The 26,260-nt window shown below is 40.6% G+C and carries 25 protein-coding genes; 15 read left to right on the top strand and 10 right to left on the bottom strand.

Annotated features, from left to right (window positions below; all coding sequences use genetic code 11):
* Positions 1-43: 43 nt before the first annotated feature.
* Positions 44-664: an HD domain-containing protein gene (locus LDO73_RS12450; RefSeq protein WP_224058191.1), complete on the bottom strand. Its 621-nt coding sequence runs from the start codon at positions 662-664 to the stop codon at positions 44-46.
* Between the two features lie 11 nt (positions 665-675).
* Entirely contained in the window at positions 676-1,662 is a 987-nt protein-coding gene (gene ygfZ / locus LDO73_RS12445) for a tRNA-modifying protein YgfZ (protein ID WP_224058189.1), read from the bottom strand.
* A 291-nt stretch (positions 1,663-1,953) separates the two neighbouring features.
* Between ygfZ and sdhE the strand changes: the two genes are divergently transcribed.
* Together sdhE and LDO73_RS12435 are read left to right on the top strand one after the other, a co-directional pair.
* Positions 1,954-2,220 carry an FAD assembly factor SdhE gene (gene sdhE, locus LDO73_RS12440; protein ID WP_036951240.1) on the top strand — a complete coding sequence of 89 codons (267 nt, stop codon included), beginning with the start codon at positions 1,954-1,956 and terminating at the stop codon, positions 2,218-2,220.
* Positions 2,201-2,611: a protein YgfX gene (locus LDO73_RS12435; protein WP_224058187.1), complete on the top strand. Its 411-nt coding sequence runs from the start codon at positions 2,201-2,203 to the stop codon at positions 2,609-2,611. The genes sdhE and LDO73_RS12435 overlap by 20 nt, the downstream gene beginning before the upstream one ends.
* 25 nt (positions 2,612-2,636) lie before the next feature.
* Here LDO73_RS12435 and fldB read toward each other — a convergent pair whose 3' ends face one another.
* Complete coding sequence (gene fldB / locus LDO73_RS12430) at positions 2,637-3,155, bottom strand: flavodoxin FldB (protein ID WP_224058185.1); 519 nt, start codon at positions 3,153-3,155, stop codon at positions 2,637-2,639.
* Positions 3,156-3,272: 117 nt separating this feature from the next.
* Between fldB and xerD the strand changes: the two genes are divergently transcribed.
* The 7 genes from xerD (at position 3,273) to LDO73_RS12395 (ending at position 13,759) form a co-directional block, all read left to right on the top strand.
* Complete coding sequence (xerD, locus tag LDO73_RS12425) at positions 3,273-4,175, top strand: site-specific tyrosine recombinase XerD (protein ID WP_224058183.1); 903 nt, start codon at positions 3,273-3,275, stop codon at positions 4,173-4,175.
* An 18-nt stretch (positions 4,176-4,193) separates the two neighbouring features.
* Entirely contained in the window at positions 4,194-4,895 is a 702-nt protein-coding gene (dsbC, locus tag LDO73_RS12420; RefSeq protein ID WP_224058181.1) for a bifunctional protein-disulfide isomerase/oxidoreductase DsbC, read from the top strand.
* Between the two features lie 8 nt (positions 4,896-4,903).
* Positions 4,904-6,637, top strand: a complete 1,734-nt coding sequence (gene recJ, locus LDO73_RS12415) for a single-stranded-DNA-specific exonuclease RecJ (protein WP_224058180.1) — start codon at positions 4,904-4,906, stop codon at positions 6,635-6,637.
* A 127-nt stretch (positions 6,638-6,764) separates the two neighbouring features.
* Positions 6,765-7,866, top strand: a protein-coding gene (gene prfB / locus LDO73_RS12410) for a peptide chain release factor 2 (RefSeq protein ID WP_224058178.1) whose coding sequence is annotated in 2 segments (ribosomal slippage) — positions 6,765-6,842 and positions 6,844-7,866 — 1,101 coding nt in all. Because the reading frame shifts where the segments join, the coding sequence is not laid out codon by codon here.
* 7 nt (positions 7,867-7,873) lie between these two features.
* On the top strand, positions 7,874-9,391 hold the full coding sequence (gene lysS, locus LDO73_RS12405) for a lysine--tRNA ligase (protein WP_224058176.1): 1,518 nt from the start codon (positions 7,874-7,876) through the stop codon (positions 9,389-9,391).
* A gap of 691 nt (positions 9,392-10,082) precedes the next feature.
* Positions 10,083-10,583 (top strand): hypothetical protein, encoded by a 501-nt coding sequence (locus LDO73_RS12400; protein ID WP_224058174.1) that lies wholly within the window; start codon positions 10,083-10,085, stop codon positions 10,581-10,583.
* Complete coding sequence (locus LDO73_RS12395) at positions 10,580-13,759, top strand: FKBP-type peptidyl-prolyl cis-trans isomerase (RefSeq protein ID WP_224058172.1); 3,180 nt, start codon at positions 10,580-10,582, stop codon at positions 13,757-13,759. The genes LDO73_RS12400 and LDO73_RS12395 overlap by 4 nt, the downstream gene beginning before the upstream one ends.
* Before the next feature lie 152 nt (positions 13,760-13,911).
* On the opposite strand, the gene LDO73_RS12390 is transcribed toward LDO73_RS12395, so the two are convergent.
* From LDO73_RS12390 to LDO73_RS12380, 3 genes are all read right to left on the bottom strand, one after another.
* Entirely contained in the window at positions 13,912-14,727 is an 816-nt protein-coding gene (locus tag LDO73_RS12390; protein WP_224058170.1) for a helix-turn-helix transcriptional regulator, read from the bottom strand.
* 890 nt (positions 14,728-15,617) lie between these two features.
* Positions 15,618-15,974: a nitrous oxide-stimulated promoter family protein gene (locus LDO73_RS12385; RefSeq protein ID WP_224061186.1), complete on the bottom strand. Its 357-nt coding sequence runs from the start codon at positions 15,972-15,974 to the stop codon at positions 15,618-15,620.
* Positions 15,975-16,225: 251 nt separating this feature from the next.
* Positions 16,226-16,438, bottom strand: coding sequence for a DUF465 domain-containing protein (locus LDO73_RS12380; RefSeq protein ID WP_036951125.1), 213 nt, complete (start codon positions 16,436-16,438; stop codon positions 16,226-16,228).
* A 265-nt stretch (positions 16,439-16,703) separates the two neighbouring features.
* Between LDO73_RS12380 and eco the strand changes: the two genes are divergently transcribed.
* On the top strand, positions 16,704-17,180 hold the full coding sequence (gene eco, locus LDO73_RS12375; RefSeq protein ID WP_224061185.1) for a serine protease inhibitor ecotin: 477 nt from the start codon (positions 16,704-16,706) through the stop codon (positions 17,178-17,180).
* 60 nt (positions 17,181-17,240) lie between these two features.
* Here eco and LDO73_RS12370 read toward each other — a convergent pair whose 3' ends face one another.
* Positions 17,241-17,678 (bottom strand): universal stress protein, encoded by a 438-nt coding sequence (locus LDO73_RS12370; protein WP_224058168.1) that lies wholly within the window; start codon positions 17,676-17,678, stop codon positions 17,241-17,243.
* Between the two features lie 377 nt (positions 17,679-18,055).
* On the opposite strand from LDO73_RS12370, the gene LDO73_RS12365 reads away from it, so the two are divergent.
* The 5 genes from LDO73_RS12365 (at position 18,056) to LDO73_RS12345 (ending at position 22,452) form a co-directional block, all read left to right on the top strand.
* Positions 18,056-18,985 carry a cation diffusion facilitator family transporter gene (locus LDO73_RS12365; protein WP_224058166.1) on the top strand — a complete coding sequence of 310 codons (930 nt, stop codon included), beginning with the start codon at positions 18,056-18,058 and terminating at the stop codon, positions 18,983-18,985.
* Between the two features lie 148 nt (positions 18,986-19,133).
* Complete coding sequence (locus tag LDO73_RS12360; protein WP_224058165.1) at positions 19,134-20,174, top strand: galactose-1-epimerase; 1,041 nt, start codon at positions 19,134-19,136, stop codon at positions 20,172-20,174.
* Positions 20,175-20,238: 64 nt separating this feature from the next.
* Positions 20,239-21,612, top strand: a complete 1,374-nt coding sequence (dbpA, locus tag LDO73_RS12355; RefSeq protein WP_224061184.1) for an ATP-dependent RNA helicase DbpA — start codon at positions 20,239-20,241, stop codon at positions 21,610-21,612.
* 403 nt (positions 21,613-22,015) lie between these two features.
* On the top strand, positions 22,016-22,297 hold the full coding sequence (locus LDO73_RS12350) for a type II toxin-antitoxin system RelE/ParE family toxin (protein ID WP_336431844.1): 282 nt from the start codon (positions 22,016-22,018) through the stop codon (positions 22,295-22,297).
* Positions 22,285-22,452, top strand: a complete 168-nt coding sequence (locus LDO73_RS12345; protein WP_224058163.1) for a hypothetical protein — start codon at positions 22,285-22,287, stop codon at positions 22,450-22,452. The genes LDO73_RS12350 and LDO73_RS12345 overlap by 13 nt, the downstream gene beginning before the upstream one ends.
* Positions 22,453-22,538: 86 nt before the next feature.
* On the opposite strand, the gene LDO73_RS12340 is transcribed toward LDO73_RS12345, so the two are convergent.
* From LDO73_RS12340 to prpB, 3 genes are all read right to left on the bottom strand, one after another.
* Positions 22,539-23,993 carry a bifunctional 2-methylcitrate dehydratase/aconitate hydratase gene (locus LDO73_RS12340; protein WP_224058161.1) on the bottom strand — a complete coding sequence of 485 codons (1,455 nt, stop codon included), beginning with the start codon at positions 23,991-23,993 and terminating at the stop codon, positions 22,539-22,541.
* 14 nt (positions 23,994-24,007) lie between these two features.
* Complete coding sequence (prpC, locus tag LDO73_RS12335; RefSeq protein ID WP_224058157.1) at positions 24,008-25,162, bottom strand: bifunctional 2-methylcitrate synthase/citrate synthase; 1,155 nt, start codon at positions 25,160-25,162, stop codon at positions 24,008-24,010.
* A gap of 74 nt (positions 25,163-25,236) precedes the next feature.
* Positions 25,237-26,127 carry a methylisocitrate lyase gene (gene prpB, locus LDO73_RS12330; protein ID WP_224058154.1) on the bottom strand — a complete coding sequence of 297 codons (891 nt, stop codon included), beginning with the start codon at positions 26,125-26,127 and terminating at the stop codon, positions 25,237-25,239.
* Positions 26,128-26,260: the final 133 nt, after the last annotated feature.

The raw sequence follows: 26,260 nt of genomic DNA, 5'->3' as shown, positions 1-26,260 counted from the left end.
ACAATCGATTGTTAACGACCTATTTATTACGGTCTATCTATCACTACAGCAGCCAGCCTTTTTGATGGGCTTGCTCTAATTGCTGTTTAAGCTGCAACCAAAATTCAGGGAGGATTTCCTGAATATAGTCACATTTGCTGACGACTTGCTCATGGCGAATATGATTTTCAACCCAGCTTTGACCTTGATTATGCAAGTTCAATAGCATCGGCATCGCTCTATCAATGGCATTGGCATACTTCGATTCCAATGTTTCGACGGCATCATACTCATTCCATAAACCTAAAAACTCGGCATTTTGCGGACTTGGCAATAAATTAAACAGGCGGTTAGCCGCTTTGACTTCTTCATCATGAATAGCTTCACGAGCGGCATTATCAAACACCAAAACGTCACCCGCATCGATTTCGACGATATCATGAACGAGCGCAAGTTTAATGGCACGCTCTAGGTTAACACCTGGCACATAAGGGGCAAAAGCCATCGCCGCAACAGCAAACTGCCAGCTATGTTCAGCTGTGTTTTCATGTCTTTCGCGGTTTAATAACTTATTTTTGCGATAAACGCTTTTTAGTTTATCGAGCTCCATCAAAAATTGGACGACTTCAGTAAAAGCCCCAAAATTCAAAACGTCGAGTGGCTTATTACTTATTGCAGATGACATAAAAACCTCAATTATTTATCTTCTTCTAATGAATAAGGCAGTGGTGCAATGGTAAGACGACTTTGTTCGTCACCCATAACGCGAAACACGCTATCGGCTTCCATATCGTTGTTCATGATGATTTGGATGCTAAGTTCTCCATTCCCTAAACGTACAGCGGCAAGCACTGTTCCGGTACGACGCCAGTTTTCGCCCAGTTGCCACTCAACACCATCACCGATAGTAGGAAGTGAGGAACCTGTGCCAGTTAGCCAGTACATAGCGCGTTTATTGGCACCACGAAACTTAGCGCGAGCCACCATTTCTTGACCGGTGTAACAGCCTTTTTTAAAGCTAATCCCGAGAGGGATGGCCTGTAAATTTGCAGCTTGTGGCAGATGTTGGGCACTATTTTCTTGGTCGATAACGGCAAAGCCTGCTGCAATTTCTAATGCTAGCCATTGCTGGTCGGAAACCAGTATCGCATTCAATGTATCTGTGATGTTTTGTGCAGTCGCTTCGTCTGTAATAATTAAAAATCGTTCTGCGGGAAGGTCAAAATGCAGCAGGGTACTGTTGCCTTCTGCGATGACTTGGTTTTGGCTATCGGGTAATGAGGTGAATAGCGAAGCCAGCGCGTCTCTCGCGCCTTGACCGGCTACACCCAGTAATTTCAGTTCCGGTTTCTTTTCAAAAGTGATTTTAGAGAAAACCGCGTATTTTTTTAATTCTGCGAGTTGGGCATCAGCAACACTGCGTCTTTCAATATAAGAAAAACCCCCTAAGTGATGGAATAAACGTAGGTCACTCCACATTTTTCCTTTTGGATCGCAATGGGCGGTTAGTGTGTGTGTGTGCTCAAGTGTGCTGATATCGGCGGTGACTTGTCCTTGCAGATATTTTTCTGCATCTGCGCCGTGGAGATGAATAAGTTCCCAGTTTTCCAGTGAAATCAAAACAAGGGGTAAAGACTGAGAATCGAGGGGGAACTGTTGTGCATTGTCTACATGGGAAGTCATGATTTCACCTGTTGTTCTTTATCTGATAATGGTGCTTAATGGTAAAATAGCTAGGTCACATTGCAAGCCTAAACCCGCATTAAAGTTCCATTAGCTTATTATTCAGCATATGAGGGTAAATAGTTTGTAGAAAAACGGTATTTTACAACCTAAAATGTGAACTATGTAGAGTGTGGCATGTTTTATTGACAGATTATCTGATAGAGTACTTAAAATAATCAATCTTATCAGTCAACTGCAACAAAAGGTCGTAGTGAAATGGATAATGGAATGCCTAGCGGGCAAAGTCAAATCGATATCAATAACAAGGCGCGAATTCATTGGGCGTGCAGAAGAGGCATGCGTGAGCTTGATATTTCTATCATGCCATTTTTTGAATATGAATATGACGAGCTAACAGACCACGACAAGCGTGTTTTTGTGCGCCTGCTCGAATGCCCAGACCCGGATTTGTTCAATTGGCTGATGAATCACGGGCGTCCAGAGGACGAAGAACTGTTCTCTATGATTAAACTCATTCAAGAAAGAAATAAAAATCGTGGTCCTGTGGAAATCTAATCTTTCCATTTCATGGAAAACTCAGCTTTTTTCTACCTGCCTTCATGGGGTAACGGGCATTATTTTGCTTGTTGCGCCATGGGCTCCAGGTAATTCAATGATTTGGCTACCATTATTAGTTGTGTTGGTAGCAAGTTGGGCAAAAAGCCAAAAAAATATCAGTAAAGTCAAAGGTGTGGCTGTATTGGTGAATGGCAACAAGCTTCAATGGAAAAAGAATGAGTGGGAAATTATTAAAGCGCCATGGTGTAGCCGCTTTGGCATTTTATTAACGCTTAATGCGCTGCAAGGTAAGCCTCAGAAGCTTCGCTTGTGGATTGCAAAGGATTCTGTTTGTGAAGAGAATTGGCGCAATCTCAATCAATTACTACTGCAATATCCTGATATTTGATATTGCAGTTGGTTGTATTTGGCGCTTAAAGAGCCGCTTCAATTTCTAGTAGGATCTGCTCGCACCATTGTGCGATACGCTCATCGGTTTGTTCAAACTGGTTCACATCATCTAATGCAAGGCCCACAAACATCTTACCATCTTCCGTGAGTGGTTTCGGGCTTTCAAACTCATAGCCTTCAGTCGGCCAAAAGCCAATAAACTGTGCGCCAGTCGGTTTAAGCTGGTGATAGAGCATTCCGAGTGCATCTAAAAACCATTCGCTATAGTCAACTTGGTCACCCATGCCATACATTGCGACTATTTTATCCGCAAGGTTAAGTTTGGGAAGCGCTTCCCAAATTTCTAGCCAATCTTCCTGAATTTCACCGAAATCCCACGTAGGGATCCCCAAAATAAGAGCATCGTACTGTTCCATTAATTTTGGCGGTGTATCGTTGACGTTATGGAGAGTAATGAAATCATCACCAAGAATGTCACGTATTTTTTCTGCGACCATTTCGGTATAGCAGGTACTTGAACCGTAAAAAAGACCTATTTTCATATATATTATTACTATATCCAGCGCTGGTTTTTATCACGAGGGACGTATTGTAACAGATGGTGCTACAATCAGGCATAATAGATTGCACTGTAATAATAAAGAGGCATAGGATCTGGCGTGGAAAGTAAACAACTAAATCCGTTAATTGAACAGTTTCTTGATACAATTTGGTTGGAGCAAGATCTTGCTGAAAATACCTTGGCATCTTATCGTAATGATCTGCAATCGTTAGATAGGTGGCTAGATGCACAGCAATTGCATTTGGAAAATGTTCAATCGATTGATTTGCAATCTTTTCTCGCGGAACGAATTGATGGCGGATACAAAGCCGCAAGTTCTGCGCGTTTATTAAGTTCAATTCGCCGGTTGTTTCAATATTTTTACCGCGAAAAGATAAGAGCGGATGATCCTTCCGCGGTAATCGCAGCACCAAAAATTCCGCAGCGATTACCCAAAGATCTTAGTGAAAAACAAGTTGAAGATTTATTGAATGCACCTGCAACTGAAGATTCGCTCGAGTTACGGGACAAAGCCATGTTAGAAGTACTGTATGCCTGTGGATTACGAGTTTCTGAGCTGACAGGGCTAACATTTTCGGATATCAGCTTGCGCCAAGGCGTCGTTCGAGTCGTGGGGAAAGGTGATAAAGAGCGTTTGATCCCTCTGGGAGAAGAGGCGATTTACTGGCTGGAAAAATATATAGCGCAGGGGCGACCAGACCTAATGAATGGGAAAACCAGCGATATTTTATTTCCAAGCAAACGTGGTACGAAGATGACCCGCCAGACATTTTGGCACCGAATAAAATATTATGCGGTTCTTGCTAATATTGATGGGGATGCGTTATCTCCTCACGTATTAAGGCATGCATTTGCAACCCATTTATTGAATCACGGCGCGGACTTGCGCGTTGTACAAATGTTGTTAGGTCACAGTGACCTATCTACAACCCAAATTTACACACATGTCGCTACTGAGCGGCTACGTGCTTTACATGAGCAGCATCATCCGAGAGGGTGATGGGTGAAAAGGATAAATATGAAACGCAAATTACTTGTTTTAGCCGCCTGCATCGCTTCATTAACGGCATCAGTTTATGGCGCAACAGAAGAAAAACTGATTATCGAAAAACTCGCACATTATAATATGCAAGTGGAATCCATTAAGCCTTCCCCAATTGTGGGGTTAAATACGGTGGAAACGGATAACGGCGTAATTTATGTGACGGATGACGGTAAATACCTGTTACAAGGTCCAATTTATGATCTTAGCGGAAAAGTTCCGGTGAATATCAGCAATCAGCCTCTGTTGAAGAAGATGGAAGCGTTGAAAAACGAGATGATCACCTTCAAAGCACCCAATGAAAAATATGCGGTGACAGTCTTTACTGATATTAGCTGTGGCTACTGTAAAAAATTACACGAAACAGTGGGCGAGTTAAACAGTAAAGGGGTGACGGTACGCTATTTAGCATTTCCTCGTCAGGGCTTAGACAGCGATACAGCAAAACAGATGGCATCAATCTGGTGTAATGCATTACCACAAGATGCGTTGACTAAAGCGTTTAAAGGTGACGAAGTTGCCATGATTGACGATTGTAAAATCGATTTAGGCAATCATTTGAAATTAGGTCAATTATTTAAAGTTACGGGAACGCCAGCCATTATTTTACCAAGTGGACAAGTACTCCCTGGCTTTTTAAAACCTGACGAATTACTCCAAATACTTGAACAGAAATAATCATCATTGTGAATGTCGAAACTTTTTTACGCCAACGAGAATTAACGGGTGATGCCGCGGCATTACCTGATGTTCCTGAACTTTTACAGCGCATTTATGCCTCTAGAGGGATAACCTCTCTCGCTCAATTGGAGCGTAAAGCGTCTAATTTACTTGATTACCGTTCGCTATCAGGGGTTGAAAGTGCACTAACGCTGCTCTATTTAGCGCTGGTGGAACACCAAAAAATCACTATTGTTGGGGATTTTGATGCTGATGGTGCAACGAGCACAGCATTAGCTATCCGTGCGCTTAAAGCGATGGGGTATAGGAATTTAAACTACATCGTCCCGAACCGCTTTGAAAACGGCTATGGCTTAACGCCATTGGTAGTGGATGAAGCCTATAAGCAGGGAACTGACCTGATTATTACGGTAGATAACGGTATTTCTTCCCATGATGGCGTGGTCACTGCTCACGAGTATGGTATGAAGGTGATTATTACCGATCACCATTTACCGGGAGAAACGTTACCGACAGCCGATGCAATCATCAACCCGAACCTTGATGATTGCCAATTTGCATCGAAATCACTGGCTGGTGTGGGGGTAACGTTTTATTTAATGTCAGCGTTAAGAGCCCATTTACGTCAGCAGCAGTGGTTTGAAAAGCAAGGGATCAGCGAGCCTAATTTAGCGGAATACCTTGATTTAGTTGCTCTGGGTACTGTAGCAGACGTGGTGCCATTGGATACGAACAACCGCATTCTGGTGCATCAAGGGTTGAATCGAGTGAGAGCAGGGCGCTGCTGTGCTGGGATCAAAGCGTTAATTGAGGTATCCAAACGCGATGCCTCTCGTCTGGTCGCGAATGATTTTGGCTTTGCACTAGGGCCAAGACTTAACGCCGCTGGTCGGCTTGATGATATGTCAGTGAGCATTGAATTACTGCTGACAGATGATATGGCGCATGCGCGACAGCTAGCCAATGAGTTAGATGGTTTAAACCAGACTCGCCGTGAAATTGAAGCGGGTATGCAGCAAGAAGCACTGGTGCTATTTAACAAAATAGAATACAGCGAAAATCAGTTACCGAACGGTTTAGCGCTATATCATCCCGAGTGGCATCAAGGGGTGGTTGGGATCTTGGCTTCACGAATTAAAGAGCAATTTCATCGCCCCGTTATTGCATTTGCGCCTGCTGGAGATGGGGTATTAAAAGGCTCTGGCCGTTCTGTGCAGGGCGTACATATGCGCGATGCATTAGAGCGATTAAATACGTTGCAACCGGGTTTAATGCAAAAATTTGGTGGACATGCCATGGCTGCGGGTCTGTCGCTTGAAGAGAGCAAATTTGACGCATTCAAGTACCATTTCGAAATGCTGATGGGAGAACTTATTCAACCTGAGCAATTATCGGGCGTTATTTGGAGTGACGGCGAATTATTGCGTAATCAACTGTCATTAGAGACGGCGGAATTACTTCGCGAAAGCGGCCCGTGGGGGCAGTCTTTTCCTGAACCTGTATTTGATGGGCACTTCCAGTTATTACAACAAAAACTGGTGGGCGAGAAACATTTAAAATTGATGTTAGAACCCGTCAATGGCGGGCCGATGTTGGATGGCATCATGTTCAACATTGATGTCCGCAGATGGCCAGATAATAGCGTCAAAAAAGCTAAAATTGCGTTTAAGTTAGATGTGAACGAGTTTCGCGGTAATAAAAATGTGCAATTGATGATTGAACATATTTGGCCCGATTAAAATCACGATAAATATTCGCTCAGAAATAGAGGATTGATGCCCTATAAACCTGACAGGAATTCCGTTATACTAAACGGTTCGTGAATGGAAATATTTATCTTTATTGATCAACTATAAGATAGTGAAAATGACGTTTGAAATAAACCCAGTAAAAAGCAAAATTCAGGACCTGTCTGAACGGACAATGGTTCTGAGGGGGTATCTTTGACTATGATGCCAAGAAAGAACGCTTAGAAGAAGTGAATGCAGAACTTGAGCAGCCGGATGTCTGGAATGAACCCGAACGCGCTCAAGCACTTGGCAAAGAACGCTCTTCCCTTGAGGCGATTGTTGAGACAATTGACCAACTGACCCAAGGTATTGAAGACGTAGAAGGTTTATTAGAATTAGCGATAGAAGCTGATGACGAAGAAACGTTCAACGAAGCGGGCGCTGAGTTAGAAGTACTGCAAGGCAAGTTAGAACAGCTTGAATTCCGCCGTATGTTCTCCGGTGAATATGACAGTGCTGACTGCTACATCGACTTACAAGCAGGTTCTGGCGGTACAGAAGCGCAAGATTGGGCGAGTATGCTCATGCGTATGTACCTGCGTTGGGCTGAGTCAAAAGGCTTCAAAACAGAAATTATCGAAGAGTCAGATGGTGATGTGGCGGGTTTAAAATCTGCAACAATTAAAATCATCGGTGATTATGCCTATGGCTGGTTAAGAACAGAAACGGGTGTTCACCGTTTAGTGCGCAAAAGCCCATTTGACTCCGGCGGTCGTCGTCATACTTCATTTAGTTCAGCGTTTATCTATCCTGAAGTTGATGATGATATTGATATCGAAATTAACCCTGCTGATTTACGTATCGACGTATACCGTGCCTCGGGTGCGGGTGGTCAGCACGTTAACAAAACTGAGTCTGCGGTACGTATTACCCATATACCGACCAACATTGTGACTCAGTGCCAGAACGACCGTTCACAGCATAAAAACAAAGATCAAGCCATGCGCCAGTTAAAAGCGAAATTATACGAACTGGAAATGCAGAAGAAGAACGCAGATAAGCAAGCGATGGAAGAGAATAAATCGGACATTGGCTGGGGAAGCCAAATTCGTTCTTACGTCCTTGATGATGCACGCATTAAAGACTTACGTACTGGTGTGGAAACGCGTAACACGCAAGCCGTGCTGGATGGTGATTTGGATAAATTCATTGAAGCTAGTTTAAAAGCTGGCCTGTGAGGAAAAAATGTCTCAAGAGCAACAGGGTGCAGAACAAGCTCCCGATTTAAATAACGAACTCAAAGCCCGTAAAGAAAAACTGGTTGCGTTGCGCGAACAGGGTATTCCATTCCCAAATGATTTTCGTCGTGAAAATGTCTCCGATAAGCTTCACGCTGAATTTGGTGAAAAATCAGCTGAAGAGCTGGAAGACCTGAATATTGAAGTGACTATCGCGGGTCGTATGATGACTCGTCGTATCATGGGTAAAGCGTCATTTGCAACATTGCAAGATGTTGGCGGCCGTATTCAGATTTACGTTTCACGTGATGATCTGCCAGAAGGCATCTACAACGAGCAGTTTAAAAAATGGGACTTAGGTGACATTTTAGGCGCTAAAGGTCGTTTATTTAAAACTAAAACAGGCGAATTGACCGTTCACTGTCATGAAGTTCGTTTGCTGACTAAAGCTCTGCGTCCATTACCAGACAAATTCCACGGTTTATCAGATCAAGAAACTCGTTATCGTCAACGTTACCTTGACCTGATTGCTAACGATGACTCTCGCAACACTTTCATCATTCGTTCTAAGATCTTAGCTGAAGTTCGTAACTTCATGGTTGAGCATGGATTCATGGAAGTAGAAACCCCAATGATGCAAGTCATTCCGGGTGGTGCTTCTGCGCGTCCATTTGTGACTCACCATAATGCGTTAGATATCGATATGTATCTGCGTATTGCGCCAGAACTGTATCTGAAGCGTTTAGTTGTAGGTGGTTTTGAACGTGTATTCGAAATCAACCGTAACTTCCGTAACGAAGGTTTATCTCCACGTCATAACCCAGAATTTACGATGATGGAACTGTATATGGCGTATGCCGATTACCGTGACCTGATCGTGCTGACTGAAGACTTGTTCCGTATCTTAACGCAGAAAGTATTAGGCAATACCGTTGTTAAATATGGTGAGCAAGAGTTCGATTTTGGTAAGCCATTTACCAAAATGACCATGAAAGAAGCTATCTGCAAATATCGTCCAGAAACTAATGTTGCTGATCTGGATGATATGGATAAAGCGGTTGCGATCGCTCAGTCTATTGGTATCAAGATTGAGAAGAGCTGGGGCCTAGGTCGTGTTCAGTGCGAAATCTTTGAAGAAGTTGCTGAAAGCCACTTAATTCAGCCGACTTTTATTACTGAATACCCAGCTGAAGTTTCTCCATTAGCGCGCCGTAATGATGACAATCCATTCATTACAGACCGCTTCGAATTCTTCATCGGTGGCCGTGAAATCGGTAACGGTTTCTCTGAGTTAAATGACGCAGAAGACCAAGCAGAACGTTTTGCTGAGCAAGTTCGTCAAAAAGACGAAGGTGATGATGAAGCGATGTTCTACGACGAAGATTACGTGACTGCATTAGAGCACGGTTTACCACCAACAGCAGGTTTAGGTATTGGTATTGACCGTATGGTCATGCTATTTACCAATAGCCATACTATTCGTGATGTAATCCTATTCCCTGCATTACGTCCTAGCAAAGCTTAAGCTTTGTTTTTCATGCCCAGTTAATAGCTGGGCATGAATCTTCTCAATTAATCATGATATTTTTATTTAATTCCCTCATTCAAACCCACAATTAATTTGTTGTACCTTTCCAGTATAAAAATAAAAATCTGCGTTACATCACGTTATGCGTTAATTTAAGCTCAATATCTTTTTAAGATAACTGCTATTCATTGGCTGCTTTAATAAGTGTAGAATTTTATTTTACTCAATACCTATCTTTATCATCGGAGTGATCTTTATCATTTCATTGTAATATTTCAAAATGTGAGTGTTTTCAATTTTTGACTGAGCAAATGTACCTGTTTGTAATGTCATGGTTTTAATTTGATTAATTAACCTAAGTTAATAAAAACCTGAAAGATAAGATGAGCGAACAAAGCTTACTTTGATTTATTACTAATAAAATGTGTTTTTGATGTTAATTAACGTGCAAGAATAATCAATAAACACAAGTATGCGATTTCTTATTTAGAGAGATACGAGTATTAATGTACTAAAATAACAATTCCGTGGTTGTAAAACTAAATTGGCACAAAATAAAAATGCATAAGATTTATGAGAAGTCTCTATTTCTCTATTCGGCTATATAGAAAATAGCGAGTTTTTAGCTTACACTAGGTTTCTAGGACATCATAATAATAGCGAAGAAAAGTACTGGTAAGGTAAATATATGTTTTTAAAAAATAAATTTTATGTCGCGTCTTTGCTTGCGGTAAGCACAGTTTTACTTTCTGGCTGTGTCACTGGTCCAAATGCGCAAAAGACGGCATCAGCTGATTCTCAAACCACCACAGCAGCAACGAATGATACACAGCAAAATAGTAAGGCTGATGATTCTTATCCTGAATCTCAGAATGTTTTAAATAACGCTTTAAAAAGTTCACCAAATACTGTTGAACAGCAAGGTGTTGCGCCACTAAATACGTGTATTAAAGAACTCAGTTCACTGAAAACGCTATCACCAGAAAGTTACAACCGTCTGGTAGGATCATTTAAAGAAGTGAGTGAAATTAATCAGCTGTACAAACAAATCGAAGCAACTGCTAGCCCAGATACCATTGAGCTATTACAAATGGCGATTGAATCTAAAACAAAAGTTCTTTGTGCTAAGGTGCGTTACAACGCAGTGCTATCAACGGAATCAACTTTGCAGAAAATTAATGGATTATGAGACTTAACCTAAGGCTTTGTGTCTCTCTGGCACTTTTTTCGACATGTTTTTCAACAGCTTCCTACGCGGAGCGTTTTAATAATGTCATCGATGACTTTGATACTTACCTTCAATCTGAAAATGAAGGTCAAAAGCCAAAGCCTCGACCTGTCGAAGTACCACTGAGTGTTAAATCACAAGCCCAAGGTTATGATGTCTTATCCACTCTTTCGCCAGTTCCTCTGCCGAAGGAAAACCGTCAAGCCACGACGGGTAAAGCAAAGAATACGAAAGAGAAAAAGGTGGCTCAGCGATCATCGAATACGGTGACGTCATCTCAATCTCAAAGTACGAAAACATCGCCAGTAACGCCTGTTGAGCCTAAAACACCTGTTCAAGTAACAGAACCAGCCCAAGTAGCAGGCACAGAAATACAGCCTGTTATCGACGTCTGTTCGTTGCCTTCTGAGTCTCAATCTTACCAGCCTGCATCTTCCTATTTGCTACAAGGCAATCAATGGAATCCTAAGTATTTGGCGAAGGATTTTGCTAAATACCAAGTCATTATTGATCCTCTCGGCTTATATTCTTCGAGTTTCACGAAGAAAGCAGGGACTGATAACTCAGTCAATCTGGCTCAGTTGGCAAAACTCATTGAGCAGCAGCAATTAAAGAACCTGTATCGCTTTGGCGTTGCTCAAGGTGTTGGTGAGCTAATTTCGTACAATAGGCTGTTAACTGATGGTCAGTTAGTCACTAAACTGACTAATTACAATAAAAGCATTGCTGAACTAAATCGCATCATTACTGAAAAGCAAACGACGATAGCTAAACTCAGTGACGACATCGCAGCAAGTAAGTTGCAAATTGAGCAATTACAAAATGTTGTAAAATCCGTTGATAATAAAGTTGTTATCGATGAGCTGAACAATGAATTAACCAAATCGCAGAAAGTGATAGCTGAAAAGCAAGCTAATCTGGATAACCTTGCCAAACAAAATAATCAGTCATTAGACACTATCAAGCAGTTGGAAAAACAGCTGAGTGATGGCGTGATTGAAGCGGCAAATGCGAAAAAACAACTTGCCGATAAAGACAAGCAAGTCACGGATGCGCATCAGCGTATCGAGCAATTAACAGCCGAGATTGCCAAACTGCAATCTGACGCGAAGCAGCAATTGCAGTCATCTGGCAATACGGATGAGCAGTTGAAGTCGGTGAATGCCAATTTATTACAGCAAGAAGCCTTGCTGAAACAGCGTGAAGATGAGCTAAAGCTGGCTCAAGCGCAAAAAAGTGATGTCCAATCCGCGCTAAAACAACAGCAAGACGCGGTTAAGCAGCTTGAACAACAGAATCAGCAATTGGCTGAGCAAATGAAGCAGCAGCTGACCGACAAAGATAAGCAAGTCACGGATGCGCATCAGCGTATCGAGCAATTAACTGCCGAGATTGCCAAACTGCAATCTGACGCGAAGCAGCAATTGCAGTCATCTGGCAATACGGATGAGCAGTTGAAGTCGGTGAATGCTAACTTATTACAGCAAGAAGCCTTGCTGAAACAGCGTGAAGATGAGCTAAAGCTGGCTCAAGCACAAAGAAATGATGTCCAATCCGCGCTAAAACAACAGCAAGACGCGGTTAAGCAGCTTGAACAACAAAATCAGCAGCTGACAGATAAAGTAAAACAAAAATCTGCGGTAGAAGCTGAATTGGCCACCTCTAAGCAGCAGCTAGCTAAGGCTAGTACAGACTTGCAAAACGTGAAGCAACAGCTGGAAAATAACGCAGCGTTGATGGCTCAAGCTAGCGACAAACAAGTTAAAGATTTATCTGAGCAAAACCAGAAACTCTTGACTCAACTCGCGGAGAAGTCACAGCAGAACGATAAAATTCAAGCAACATTAGTTGAGCAAACCGCTAAATTAGTGCAAAAAAATGCGCTGGATGTTGAGTTAGCAGAAGCGAAGAAACAACAGGCTACTCAGCAAAATGCTCACGAAAAAATAGCTAAGCAACTGGCGGATAGCCAAAATCAGTACACCCAGCAACAAGCGCTACTAGCATCAAATGAGCAAAGTTATGCAGATGCGAAAAAACAGTTAGCACAAGCAAATACTGAAGTACAAAAACTGCGTACTGAATTAGAAAAACAGACTGAACTTGCAGGCAAAGATACTGACCTACAAGTCAAAGAATTAACGGCAGAATTGCATAAGCAAATTAGCTTACTTAAAGGCCGGGAAGAAGCTTTAACAAAGTTAGATGTAGAGAATAAAAGCATTCAAGATTCGTTAAAAGCGCAACTGTCTGATAAACAGCAGCTAGAGTCTCAAAATACTCAGTTGATGTCACAAACCAAAGAAAAAGAAGCATTGATTGCTAAGCTTGAAAGTGACATTGCCAATCGCAACAAACAGCAAGCTGAAATCGAGCAAAAGCTGCTAGAAGCGAACAAACAACTGAATGCGTTGAAGTTAGATGCTGAAAAGTTTAATGCAGAGAATCTATCGAAAAAAGATCAGGAATTGCTTCAACTTAAGAAACAGCTCGATGAAAAAACAGCGGCGGATAACAAATCTAAGCTGGAGCTTGCTAGTATTCAAGATAGTTTAAATAAAGCAAAAGATGAGCTGGCATCCTTGAAAACATTTTCAACCGATGAGGGACTGAAAACGCAAATTAGGGATCTTAATCAGCGCGTGACTCAGTTACGTGAAGAGAATGATGCATTAAGAGCGAGCAAAAAAACACCTACAGGTAAGACGCCGACGATTATCCAAATTCCATCTGCGGATAATACGACTATTGCCAAAGAGAATGAAAAGCAGAATCAGAAAATCCTGCAGGATATAAAACAGCAGAAATACAGTAAATTAGATAATTACACTTATTATAAGGTTTTACAAAAAGGTACGCCAATTACAAATGTGAAAGATAAGAAAATCACATTAATTATGCGTGAGCAACTCACCGATGGTAAGGTGACTGTTATGCATACAGAGAAAAATCCAATGGTGTTGCCTTATGATCAACTTCCACCACCGATGAACTCTTTCGTAGAAAAAGTTGGTGTAGGCGGAATGGTCAAAATTTATATTGAACCTGAAGGGGGTTATGGCCCAGAAGGTATTCCTGGTGAAATACCTCCAAATTCAATGTCAATTATTGATTTGAAAGTGATTCAAGCGAACTGATTAACCAGGTTCTAAATAGGTATAAGGGGCTTACTAAAATAGTAGGCTCTTTTTTTATTTCCAACGATATGATTTATTTCGGGGTTGCCTTTCTGTCAGTGTAGCTAAGGCATGAATCCTATACTGACAGGGCATATAACGTGAGGAAGATACTAGGCGGCTTTACGCGACCTACTGGGGGTATAACCAAAGCGCCTATGATAGCTTTGAGTAAAGTATGACTGACTTGAAAAGCCAGCTTCCATAGATACTTCCACGATACTCATCGACGTATTTATCAATAATTGATGTGCATACATGATGCGCTTCTCACTGATCCAAGAACGTGGTGATGTTGCATAAACAGTATGAAATAGCTCTTTGAATGTTGTTAAGCCCATGCCAAATGTTCTGGCAAACTCATTTAACTTCCACTCTTTTAAATAATTATTTTCCATGAAGGTCTGCAAACGCTCAGCTTGGCGATTACTGAGTTGTCGTAAATTGGATAATAAGGTTGCGCCTTGCTCACTGTAAGACAGTAACAAGAGTAGCTCATTAATCCTTAATTTAAGGATCAATTCAGGATATTGGGTTTGAATAAATGGTTCTAAGCTGTTTTTTAGCTCATTAATTAATGGGCTTGTTGTAAACTTGATGATGTCATTAGCGGCATTTTCAGTTCTCTCAATCTCACTTAGTTGAGAGCCGTAATGAGACAAATACTCACGTAAAAACTTATCATCTAATGAGATCCATAAGAATTCACCATCTAATGTATTATTTTCTGTTTTAAACGAGTATGACCCTTGTTTATGGTAGAGAATATCACCTTCATGTAGGCTCTCATTTGCGGCTGGAGTTTCCAGCAATATTGATCCTTTTTCTATGATGATAAGGCCCTTAGAGGTTAAATCGAGTATCGCATGTGGGTTACTTTTATCTATGCGTACTTTTTTTATCACCTGATGACTTAATTTACTGTTCATGGTAGCACCTTTATTAAAATTAGCTCTTTAAGTAATAGCTGAAATCAAATATCAATTTTTTAACGCCTATTGATATAAAAAATCACTATAACTTTGATGATTAAAATTATATGAGCTGTTTTTTTATATGTCATATCGTAAATTAAAGTATTAATAAATGTTTCAAAATATGGTTTTTACGATGTATTGGCTTGCATTCATCGGTTATTTCGAGTGAATCATTTAGTGCTCCACTCGTTTGTTCTGAAGGTTACCGGTAACTATAGTTTTAAATTCTGGTTTTTATATATTTTGCAGGGTTTAATATTTTATGTTTTTTTACGCTTTTTTGTTGTTTTTTTGTCTTTTAAAGGTAAGTAGTCATTATTTGTGTTTTATCATAAATAATAGCGATATAAATCATTTGGGATACATTCGTTAAAAGCATCAATAATAAATTTATCTAATGTTTTTTATAGTTAGTCTCATTATCAATTAATATTTTAAATCATTAAGATTTGTTATTTTTCTCAAAATCCTTTATTTAAGTTAAATATTGAGATTTAAATCTCATTTTTAACATGTATAGGTTTGGGTTATGGTTTTTTGGTTTTTTATAAACATGGTTTTTGATTATTAATTTTTATTGGTTACTAATTTTTATAAGAACGTCATTTTTGGAAAGGGGAATGTTTATGATGTGTTTAAGTAAATAGACTTTGTTTGTCAGAAATTGAATGTCGGATTAGTGATGTTTTAAAAAGTGACAAAAAACCAATAGGATAATGAAAATAAATCGAAGATTTAGACGAATAGTTAGTGGTTAAATATCTTTAACATTTACATAGGATATTTAGTTTTTACGGGTGTGTTATCTACTATTGGTTTGGTGAAATATTTTGCACTCAGAGTTATTCACCCCTATTAGATGTTGTGCGTTTTCTTGGTGTTAATTCGGGGACTGGTTTTTTATCATCAATAAGATGGCGGATTGCTAAGATGGGGTGACAATAAAGCATCTTTGGTCCAGCCCAGCGCATAATAATTTTCATTTGCTCACGTTGCTTCGGTTGATAGCAATGTATAGGACACTGTTTACAGGCTGGTTTCTCTTCACCATAACGGCATTTTTTTAGGCGTTTAATCGCATAGGAAAAAAGTGTTTGGTAATGTTCAGGAGCGTCTGCAGGAGCAGGGTGCGCCTTTTCATAGATTTTTATCATTTTGTCTATCGTTACGATTTCCCGAGATATTCTTTTACCCACCATCATCGCTTCCCCACATTTAAAGGTATATTTAATATATATCTTTAAGGTGATTATTCATAGACGATTAAATCAATATAAAAGCATTTTTTGCCCTTATTAATAACAAAAATGGCATAAGAGAAATTTCTTATGCCATTAACACTGAATTATCGTCAATTGTCTTGCAGCTAGCTTTATTGGAGCCAAATGCACTGAAGCTAAGACTCCAATGTTACTTGATAAAGTAAGATTATCTGTAGCTTAAAGGCACCTTATCGACTGGTTTGCATTATTCTCTGCATTTCATCTTTTAGATGTAGTTTTTCTTTTTTAAGTTTGGCAACCTGTTCGTTATAGCCGGCACCTGAAGGCCCTTCAAGCTTGCTAATTTCTTTATCTAACTGGTGATGCTTCTCATAGAGAGATTGAAAGCGGGGATGTGTGGAGATTAATTGTGAAACTAAATCTTGATCAGCAGATAACATACTACCTCCTCAGAATGAATTAAGCCTCACTTTCAGTATAACCATTGATTGTTTTATGTACATATCTCTGGGGGAGATTTACATAATTTTTATTAATTTTATGATCCTTATACTAATATTAAGTATTATCACTAAAGGATTAATGAGTTATCTATATTTTTGTAATTAAGAATCATCTATAGTGATTAAAGTGGTTGAATTGACCTACTATGTATCAAACCCTAGTTTTTAATGTTGTTATTTTTTTACCAATAGGAATTTTATGATGAAAAAAGCGATTTTGTCTGTAATGGCTGCGGTGGCAGTGTCTTCTTGTGCAATGGCGACTGAAGATTTAGGAAAGATCGCGCCATACCCGAAAGCAGAATCGGGTATGACTCGTCATGTGATCCAGCTTGATACTCAGCAAAATGAATATGACTACATGGTTGAGCTGGTTATCGGTAAAACCATCAAAGCGGATTGTAACCGTCAATGGTTCTCAGGAGATTTAGAAGAAAAAACCTTAGAGGGTTGGGGTTACAACTATTACAAGCTAGAGGAAGTGAAAGGACCAGCTTCAACGTTGATGGCGTGTAGCGAACCTGCAAAAGATCGCTTTATTACCACTCAGTTAGGTGATGAGGCATTTGTTCGTTATAACAGCAAACTCCCAATTGTTGTTTATGCGCCAAAAGATATGGAAGTGAAATACCGTATTTGGTCGACAGACGATAAATTAATGAACTCTGCTAAGAAATAATGCATAAAAATGCCGCATCAGTTTTCTTTGGTGCGGCATTATTATTTTATAAGCTTTAGATTAACGAACGACAAACACTGATGTTTGAGCATGACGCACAATGGCGGATGCAGTCGAACCTAATAAATAAGTGGATGTGCTTGGATGATGAGAACCGACGACAATCAGGTCAGCATTAATGGTTTTTGCGTAATCTAAAATTTCATCTTTTGCTGAACCAATGCTTACTTGGCATGTAATTTGAGAGTCTGGAATTTTAGTATCTTTGATCACTTCTTCTAATGCCCGCATTGCGAGTGTTGCACGCTCAGCCGAATTTTTATGACTTTCAGGTAAAATAGCGACTTCAATACCAAAAAACAATTCTACACTCGGGATCACCGAGAAAAAATGAATCTCAGGCTTACCTAGTGTTGCCAAATCTTCCACATGTTTGATGATGTTTGAATTTAAATCATCTTCTAACAGATCAATAGGAACCAATATTTTCTTATACATAGCCACCTCTTCATTTGTTATTTTAATTTGATTATATACCTATCATTTTATAAGTCATATTACACTTATGATTTTGTGACGTTGGATTCACAGGAGAATGGCTATCTAATAAAGATAAACCTACACTCTATCTATAATAGAGGATAGGCTAGTCATGAATATCTTCTATTTATGGCTTTTATCTGATTATGGCATTTTACCTTATCAGGGATAGAAAAATAAAGAATAACCATTCTCAATCAATGAAATCAATTGTTTACAATTTATTATGGGACATTTAACAAATAATATGAGAATATCATTGAGGTCAATTAAGTCATTGAAAATAAACTATATTTAAATGATAATTATTTTGTTTTTCATTAAGAAAATAAACTATGCATAAACATGAAATTCCAGCTTCTGGGAAAAATGAATTCGAATTACAACAAGAGAAATTTAAAGCCGCAAAAAAAAGTACATTGATCAGTGTGGCTGTAAATACACTGTTGTCTATTTGGCAAATTATTGTCGGTATATTTTCTCACTCATCAGGATTAATTGCTGATGGTATTCATACACTTTCGGATTTAGTTGCAGACTTTGTTGTCCTTATTGCGAATAAAAAAAGTCATAAAAAACCTGATGCTGACCACCCATATGGCCATTTTCGTTATGAAAATGGGGCATCCCTTATTTTAGGGATTATTTTGTTGATCGTAGGTGTGGGGATGGGGTGGTCCGCGGTCGAAAAAATGATTAACCCAGACTTAATCCCAGAAGTTCATACGATTGCATTAGTCGCTGCACTAACAGCTTTGGTTGCGAAAGAAGGCTTATTCCGCTACATGCTCCATGTGGCAAATAAAGTAAATTCAAGCATGTTAGTGGCGAATGCTTGGCATGCACGTTCTGATGCAGCCTCTTCATTAGTGGTCGCTATCGGGATTATTGGTAGTTTATGCGGTATCCGCATTCTTGACCCCATTGCCGCTTTAATTGTGGGGACATTCGTTTTCCGTATGGGGTTCAAATTCACTTATCAGTCTATGCAAGATTTAATGGATAAAGGGGCTGATGAAGAAACACTCGAACAAATCAGCGATGTTCTTCGAGGTATTCCGGGCGTTAAAGGATTCCATGATTTGAAAACACGCAAATCTGGCGACTTTTTCCTCGTGGATGTTCACTTAGAATTAGATGGCCAAATGACAATTCTAGAAGGGCATGATATTGCTGTGAACGTACGGAAACAGTTAATGAAAAATCCACAAATACTGGATGTTATGACCCACTTAGATCCTTACGATAAAGATTGTTTGCATTGATTCCTAGAATAAGTATTAAGCATTTTTGAAAAAGCTGACGTATTATGCGCTCAGCTTTTTTCTTTTTACGTTATCGAGAATTCGTTTTATTATTGTTAAATTATGTTGGTTACACGATAAGTGGAAATATAAGGAATATTAAGGAAAAATGCAGTTTACCAAGCAACAACGTCACACTCTACGCACACCGAAGGTCGTAGCACTCACAAATAAACAGGGACTGAAAGTTATTTTGAGTAGTTTAGGTGCCAGCTGGGTGAGCTGTATATTACCGTTGGCGAGTGGTAAACGCGATATCATTTTAGGTTCACCTAATATGGCTGCTCAAATGGAGCAGCGAGTCTATTTTGGCGCAACGGTAGGGCGAGTCGCAAATCGCATTGCAAATTCCACTTTTGACCTTGAAGGATGTAAGTATCAACTTGCACATAATCAAGGTGCACATTGTCTGCATGGTGGGAATGATAACTTCAGTTATCGAGTATGGTCAATCGCTCAGCCTGACCAGCAGCAAGCGATTTTTACCCTTGTCTCTTCTGATGGTGACCAAGGTTTTCCGGGGGAGTTAAAAGTTGAAGTGCATTATGAGCTCACTGACGATAACCAAGTGGTCATTAATTACCGATATCAATGTAACCAAGATTGCCCTGTTAACTTGACTAATTACACCTATTTTAATCTTGCGGGTGAACAGTCTGATCGCACTGCATTTGAGCATGATCTCCAAATGCAGGCTGTGTATTTCTTGCCGCAGGATAGTGAAGGGCTCCCAACGGGGGAATGGCGTGAAGTCACTGACACTTATTTCGACTTTAGGAAAAAGAAACGCATTGGTTTTGACTTTTTACAAGATGAAGAGCAACAAGCGGTAGGTGGATACGACCATACTTTTGTGTTTGATGAGTCAGTCGTTGATGGGCGACAAATTGTGGCGACATTGGGCTCTCCCAATGGTGATGTGCAAATGAATATGGTGAGTACATCACCTGCAATCCATTTGTATACGGGGAACCATTTAATCTCCGTTTTAGGTAAAAGCAAAACCTATACGCCATTCTCTGGGGTAGTGTTGGCTCCACAATACCCATTTGATGGTTTAGAACATACAGAATCAGATGGCGAAAACCCTATTATTGCCAAAGCTAATCATATTTATACCAGCCAAACTCGCTATCAATTTATTTTTTAGTATCATGTGCGAGGGGCTATGATCCCTCGTGATGATCTCTTTTATTTTATTCGGAATGTTAACTGTGACTTCATTTGCTGAACTAAATGCGCTTCCTGCGGAGCAACTCTCCAATCTCAATGAATTGGGCTTTTTAACCATGACCCCAATTCAAGAATCGGCATTACCCGCTATCCTTGCTGGCAAAGATGTGCGAGCTCAAGCTAAGACAGGGAGTGGAAAAACGGCTGCTTTTGGCCTAGGGCTATTACAACGTATTGATGCAAAAAACTTTAATACACAATCCCTTGTTTTATGCCCAACAAGAGAATTAGCGGATCAAGTCGCGAATGAATTACGTCGTTTAGCGCGTTATATTCCTAACCTCAAAATTTTAACCTTATGTGGCGGTGTACCTTTTAGTGTTCAGCGTGATTCTTTAGTACATGCAGCTCATATTTTAGTGGCAACACCGGGACGTTTGCTTGACCACTTACATAAAGAAACGGTGCAGTTAGATCATTTACAGACACTGGTACTTGATGAAGCTGACCGCATGTTAGATATGGGGTTTGCGGATGATATTGACGCAGTAATCTCTTTCGCACCAGAAGATAGACAAACACTTTTATTCTCAGCAACATGGCCGGATAGTATTGCGACAATTAGCCAACGCATCCAAAATAATCCACAAACCATTGAAATCAATTCTGTTAACGAACTACCTGATGTGGAACAGCAGTTTTATGAAGTGTCTCGACATGACAAAATTGATTTACTGCAAAAGCTACTAAGCCGTGAACAGCCGGCTTCTTGTGTCGTGTTTTGTAACACAAAAAAGGATTGTCAGGCGGTATATGATGCTCTAATGGATAGCCGTCAAAGTGTCTTAGTATTGCATGGTGATATGGAACAGCGTGATCGAGACCAAACCTTAGTCCAATTTGCCAATGGTAGCAGCCGAGTTTTAGTTGCGACGGATGTGGCGTCTCGGGGTTTAGACATTAAAGCATTGGAAATGGTGATTAACTTTGAGTTGTCTTGGGATCCTGAAGTGCATGTTCACCGCATTGGTCGTACAGCTCGTGCAGGACAAAGCGGCTTAGCAATAAGCCTATGCTCACCAGAAGAAGCTCAACGCGCAAATGTGCTCGAAGAGATGCTTAACATGAAGCTGAATTGGCTAGCTGAGCCGACAGGGCTACGCATTACGCCATTAGAAGCCCAATGGGTAACCTTATGCCTAGATGGCGGTAAAAAAGCGAAAATACGTCCTGGAGATATTTTAGGCGCATTGACCGGTGACGTTGGTCTAGAAGGTGATGATATTGGTAAAATCGCGATTCACCCAATTCATGCCTACGTTGCGATTAAAAAATCAGTGGCAAACAAAGCGTGGAAGCAATTACAGCAAGGTAAAATCAAAGGCAAATCAGTGAGAGCGAGATTGCTAAAGTAAATTCCTAAACCTACGTATTTGAGGCCCTAGTTGAGTAAACTGGGGCTTTTTTGTTTTTATTACAATTAAAATAAGCAAATAAAACTTAATAATTTACTTTGATATTATCTCGTCTGTTTTATTCTTGCCACGATTTCTGCGAAGCGCATTCCATTCATTTTATCGAGTTTCTTTTTTTATTTAATCTACTTAATTTTTTGGTTATAACAGCCATGTCCCGTGTTTAATCGGTTATTTGATTTTTATTTTTTTAGAAAATGAGTTTTTCTTAATAACCAGAGAGTTGAGTTTTTTTCTTAAAGTAAGGAGATTTGTTTTGTTGACATGGACGATAAGAACGAGGATTTTGTTTGACGATTGGTTAGAAATTCAAAACTATCAAGTGAAAAAGAAGGTACTTTCGATGCTTTTGATCCTTTCTGAATATGGGCCCCATTTAGGACGCCCTTATGCAGATAGATTACAACTTTCTAAATTTATTCATATGAAAGAACTCAGGATCCAAGTTTCGGGGGTACCCATTCGAGTCTGTTTTGCGTTTGATCCAAGAAGTTGTGGAATTGTGTTATGTGCAGGCAATAAAAAAGGTTGTGATGAAAATCAGTTTTATATCAAGTTGATTAAATCAGCAGATGCAGAATATGCATCCCACTTAGTGAAACCGGAGGGGTTATGGCTACGTTAAACGAGTTATTAGAAAAATGTTCACCAGAAATGCGTCAAGAGATTGATGAAGAGGTCGAAAAGTTAAGAGAAGAAGTGATGGTGTCATTAGTTCCAGCGGAAAATATTGTCACGGGACAAGATGATATTTCTACACTTGTGCCACAAATGCCATAAACCGTGGTATTTGCAATGAACAGACAGTCAATGGTATTCGATAGCGTGGAGCCTTTGACTGTCTGTAAATCAAAAAAATAACAAAACTAAATCACCCATAAGTCGAGAAATTCATTAACAGGCATATTCTCAAACAATGGCTTATCCAATGATGCTGATAAAATTCGCAATTGTTGAGCCTCTGGGAATTGGCGCGCTAAGTTGGTTCTGAACTTTTTGAGTAATAGTGGCATACCTTCTGAGCGGCGGCGTTTGTGGCCAACAGGGTATTCAATCACGACCTCATTCAAGGTTTGCCCATCTTTTAATGTGATAGTCAGACCATTGGTGATAGAGCGTTTTTCCGGGTCATGATAATCCTGCGTAAACTGAGGGTCTTCATGACAATGCATTTTGGCACGTAGCGCATCAATTCGGCTATCTTGAGCGATACTATCCTCATAGTCAGATGCAGTGAGGCGACCAAAAATAAGCGGAACTGCCACCATATATTGAATGCAATGATCGCGGTCTGCTGGGTTCTGTAATGGGCCTTGTTTATCAATGATGCGCACGCAAGCTTCATGGGTACGAATTGAGATAGACTCGATATCGTCAGCAGTTTTTCCCATTGAGTTAAGGCGCTCATGCAGTTGTAAAGCGGCTTCAACTGCGGTTTGAGCGTGAAACTCTGCCGGAAAAGAAATTTTGAACAATACATTTTCCATCACATAAGAGCCATAAGGTCGCTGGAATTTAAACGGTTGACCACGGAACAGAGAGTCGTAAAAGCCCCATGTTTTTGCGGTTAATGCGGTTGGATAGCCCATTTCGCCTTTTTGCGCCATAAGCGCCAAGCGAACTGCACGAGAGGTGGCATCACCTGCTGCCCATGATTTACGGGAGCCTGTGTTTGGCGTGTGTCGATAGGTACGCAAGCTATGACCATCAACCCATGCAAGGGAAACCGCATTGAGAATTTGCTCCCGGGAGAGTCCTAGCATTTGAGCCACGACCGCAGTTGAGGCCACTTTGACCAGAATAACATGGTCAAGACCGACCTTATTAAACGCGTTTTCGAGGGCGATGCAGCCTTGAATTTCATGAGCTTTGATCATGGCGGTGAGGACATCACGGATCACTAACGGTTTTTTGCCCTTAGCGAGATTTTCACGGGAAAGCCAATCGGCTGTGGCTAAAATGCCACCGAGGTTATCGGAGGGATGTCCCCATTCCGCAGCTAACCAAGTATCGTTGAAGTCTAACCAGCGGCATAAGGTTCCAATATTAAATGCCCCTTGCACCGGGTCTAATTGAAACTGTGTTCCGGGAACTTTGGTGCCATTTGGGACGTGTGTACCTGGAACTATAGGGCCTAATAACTTTTTGCAAGCCGGATATTCAAGGGATTCCATTCCACAGCCTAGCGTATCCAGTAAACAATAATAGGCAGTATCGTAAGCTAACGTTGAAGTGATAGGGAAATCAAGAACATAATCGACAATGTCCGTCATCACTTTATCAAATTGAACATGTGGAGCCGTTTGATTTTGCGTGGTCATTATTTTTACCTTAATTAGCGCTGTTCAATGGGAACAAAGAGTTTATTTTCTGGGCCCGTGTAGTTGGCTGAAGGGCGAATAATTTTATTATCTTGGCGTTGTTCAATCACATGAGCTGACCATCCGGCAATCCGTGCGATAGCAAATAATGGGGTGTACATCGCAGTAGGGACCCCCATTAAGTGATAAACCACTGCAGAGAACCAATCGAGATTAGGAAACATATTTTTTTCACGTTTCATAACGGATTCAATATGATCTGCAATGGTATACAAATGCCGATTCATACTTTGCTCTGAAAGCTGCAGAGCGACGGATTTGATGATTGGATGGCGGGGATCCGCCAAGGTGTATACAGGGTGACCAAAGCCGATAATGACTTCTGAGTTTTTAACTCGGGCCATAATATCTTGTTCAGCCTCCTCAATAGAGGCATAACGTTGCTGAATTTCTAATGAGACTTCATTGGCACCACCATGTTTCGGTCCCCTTAATGCCGCAATAGCGCCTGTAATTGAGGAGTAGAAATCGGTGCCTGTTCCAGCAATTACGCGAGCTGCAAATGTCGAGGCGTTAAACTCATGTTCTGCATATAAAATAGAGGCGATATGCATGAATTTTTCCCACTGAGCAGAAGGTTTTTTACCGTGTAACAGATGTAAAAAGTGTGCGCCAATGGAGTCATCGTCAGTCATGGTTTCAATTCGGCGACCATGGTGACTAAAGTGGTACCAATACAGCAAAATGGAACCCAGAGACGCGAGTAATCGGTCGGCAATATCTTTAGCTCCAGCGACTGTATGCACATCTTTTTCTGGTAATACACAACCCATCATCGAAACGCCAGTACGAATGACATCCATTGGGTGCGTATTGGCAGGAATGGATTCTAATGTTTGTTTTACATTTGTCGGCAAGCCTCTTAGGGGCTTAAGTTTTTCTTTGTACGCCGACAATTCAGTGCGGTTAGGAAGTTTATCGTGGATCAGTAAATAAGCCACCTCTTCATATTCACACTGAGTGGCTAAATCGTGGATATCATAGCCTCGATAGTGGAGGTCATTACCATTTCGACCCACGGTACAAAGTGCAGTATTGCCAGCGGTTACACCTGATAAGGCGACCGATTTTTTTGGCTTGAATCCAGTACTGTTAAGTTGCTCATTCATCATTGATTCCTTGTAGGGGGCAGAAGAGATTACAACTTGCTCTATTGATGGTTTATGTGGTGCTAGAAAAGGGATTAACGTTTTTTATTCTGTGAAAATAACGCATCCAGCTTTTCTTCATACTGATAGTAATTAATGGATTTATAGAGTTCTTCACGGGTCTGCATAAGTGACACGACATTTTTCTGGGTACCTTGCTGACGCAAAGTGGTATACACCTGTTCAGCGGCTTTGTTCATGGCGCGAAAAGCGGAGAGTGGGTACAGGGCAATAGCGATGCCAACACTCCGTAGCTCATCCAAAGTAAATAACGGAGTTTGACCAAACTCAGTTAAGTTAGCTAATACAGGTACTTGCGTATGACGAGTAAATTGCTGATACATCCCTAACTCAGTAATTGCTTCGGGAAACAGCATATCGGCACCCGCTTCGATGTAAGCACTTGCTCGCTCTAAAGCGGCCTCAAGCCCTTCAACGGCCAGCGCATCAGTTCGTGCCATAATGACAAAATTTTCATCTGTTCTGGCATCAACTGCGGCTTTGATTCGGTCAACCATCTCTTGCGTAGATACAATTTCTTTATTAGGGCGATGTCCACAACGTTTTGCACCGACTTGGTCTTCCAAATGCAGCCCCGCAGCACCTGCTTTCGCCATCGATTTGACGGTACGGGCTACGTTAAATGCGGAAGGGCCAAAGCCAATATCCGCATCCACCATTAACGGTAAGTCACAGACATCAGTAATTCGACGAATATCAATCAACACATCATCCAGCGTAGAAATGCCTAAATCGGGGATCCCTAATGAGCCAGCAGCAACGCCGCCGCCAGACAAGTAAATGGCTTTATAGCCAGCTTGTTGAGCTAGGAGTGCATGGTTTGCATTGATAGTGCCGACCAATTGAAGAGGGGATTCGCTGTTAACGGCCTCTCGAAATTTTTGACCTGCAGAACGGCTAGACATAAACACCTCAGAGTTGGTTAATCAGTTGTAAATGACTGTTATTAACGATATGACTTTTACTTAATATAGTTAGATAGCAATTGATGTGCCAGTCTGGAAGGAAAAACAAAAATTGTTATTAGATCTTAAATAT

The sequence above is a fragment of the Providencia alcalifaciens genome, from assembly GCF_915403165.1.
Taxonomy (GTDB): Bacteria; Pseudomonadota; Gammaproteobacteria; order Enterobacterales; family Enterobacteriaceae; genus Providencia; species Providencia alcalifaciens_C.
Note: the sequence above shows the minus strand (reverse complement) of the source record. Positions and strands in the feature narration are given on the sequence as shown.

Bases quoted from the DNA above. Each gene is read 5' to 3' on its own strand.
- eco (WP_224061185.1), top strand. From the start codon at position 16,704: ATGAAAAAAGCGATTTTGTCTGTAATGGCTGCGGTGGCAGTGTCTTCT.
- prpB (WP_224058154.1), bottom strand. From the start codon at position 26,127: ATGTCTAGCCGTTCTGCAGGTCAAAAATTTCGAGAGGCCGTTAACAGC.
- LDO73_RS12395 (WP_224058172.1), top strand. From the start codon at position 10,580: ATGAGACTTAACCTAAGGCTTTGTGTCTCTCTGGCACTTTTTTCGACA.
- lysS (WP_224058176.1), top strand. From the start codon at position 7,874: ATGTCTCAAGAGCAACAGGGTGCAGAACAAGCTCCCGATTTAAATAAC.
- LDO73_RS12370 (WP_224058168.1), bottom strand. From the start codon at position 17,678: ATGTATAAGAAAATATTGGTTCCTATTGATCTGTTAGAAGATGATTTA.
- ygfZ (WP_224058189.1), bottom strand. From the start codon at position 1,662: ATGACTTCCCATGTAGACAATGCACAACAGTTCCCCCTCGATTCTCAG.
- LDO73_RS12400 (WP_224058174.1), top strand. From the start codon at position 10,083: ATGTTTTTAAAAAATAAATTTTATGTCGCGTCTTTGCTTGCGGTAAGC.
- LDO73_RS12365 (WP_224058166.1), top strand. From the start codon at position 18,056: ATGCATAAACATGAAATTCCAGCTTCTGGGAAAAATGAATTCGAATTA.
- LDO73_RS12340 (WP_224058161.1), bottom strand. From the start codon at position 23,993: ATGACCACGCAAAATCAAACGGCTCCACATGTTCAATTTGATAAAGTG.
- LDO73_RS12385 (WP_224061186.1), bottom strand. From the start codon at position 15,974: ATGGTGGGTAAAAGAATATCTCGGGAAATCGTAACGATAGACAAAATG.
- LDO73_RS12350 (WP_336431844.1), top strand. From the start codon at position 22,016: ATGCTTTTGATCCTTTCTGAATATGGGCCCCATTTAGGACGCCCTTAT.
- LDO73_RS12360 (WP_224058165.1), top strand. From the start codon at position 19,134: ATGCAGTTTACCAAGCAACAACGTCACACTCTACGCACACCGAAGGTC.
- fldB (WP_224058185.1), bottom strand. From the start codon at position 3,155: ATGAAAATAGGTCTTTTTTACGGTTCAAGTACCTGCTATACCGAAATG.
- LDO73_RS12450 (WP_224058191.1), bottom strand. From the start codon at position 664: ATGTCATCTGCAATAAGTAATAAGCCACTCGACGTTTTGAATTTTGGG.
- prpC (WP_224058157.1), bottom strand. From the start codon at position 25,162: ATGAATGAGCAACTTAACAGTACTGGATTCAAGCCAAAAAAATCGGTC.
- LDO73_RS12380 (WP_036951125.1), bottom strand. From the start codon at position 16,438: ATGTTATCTGCTGATCAAGATTTAGTTTCACAATTAATCTCCACACAT.
- LDO73_RS12390 (WP_224058170.1), bottom strand. From the start codon at position 14,727: ATGAACAGTAAATTAAGTCATCAGGTGATAAAAAAAGTACGCATAGAT.
- LDO73_RS12345 (WP_224058163.1), top strand. From the start codon at position 22,285: ATGGCTACGTTAAACGAGTTATTAGAAAAATGTTCACCAGAAATGCGT.
- dsbC (WP_224058181.1), top strand. From the start codon at position 4,194: ATGAAACGCAAATTACTTGTTTTAGCCGCCTGCATCGCTTCATTAACG.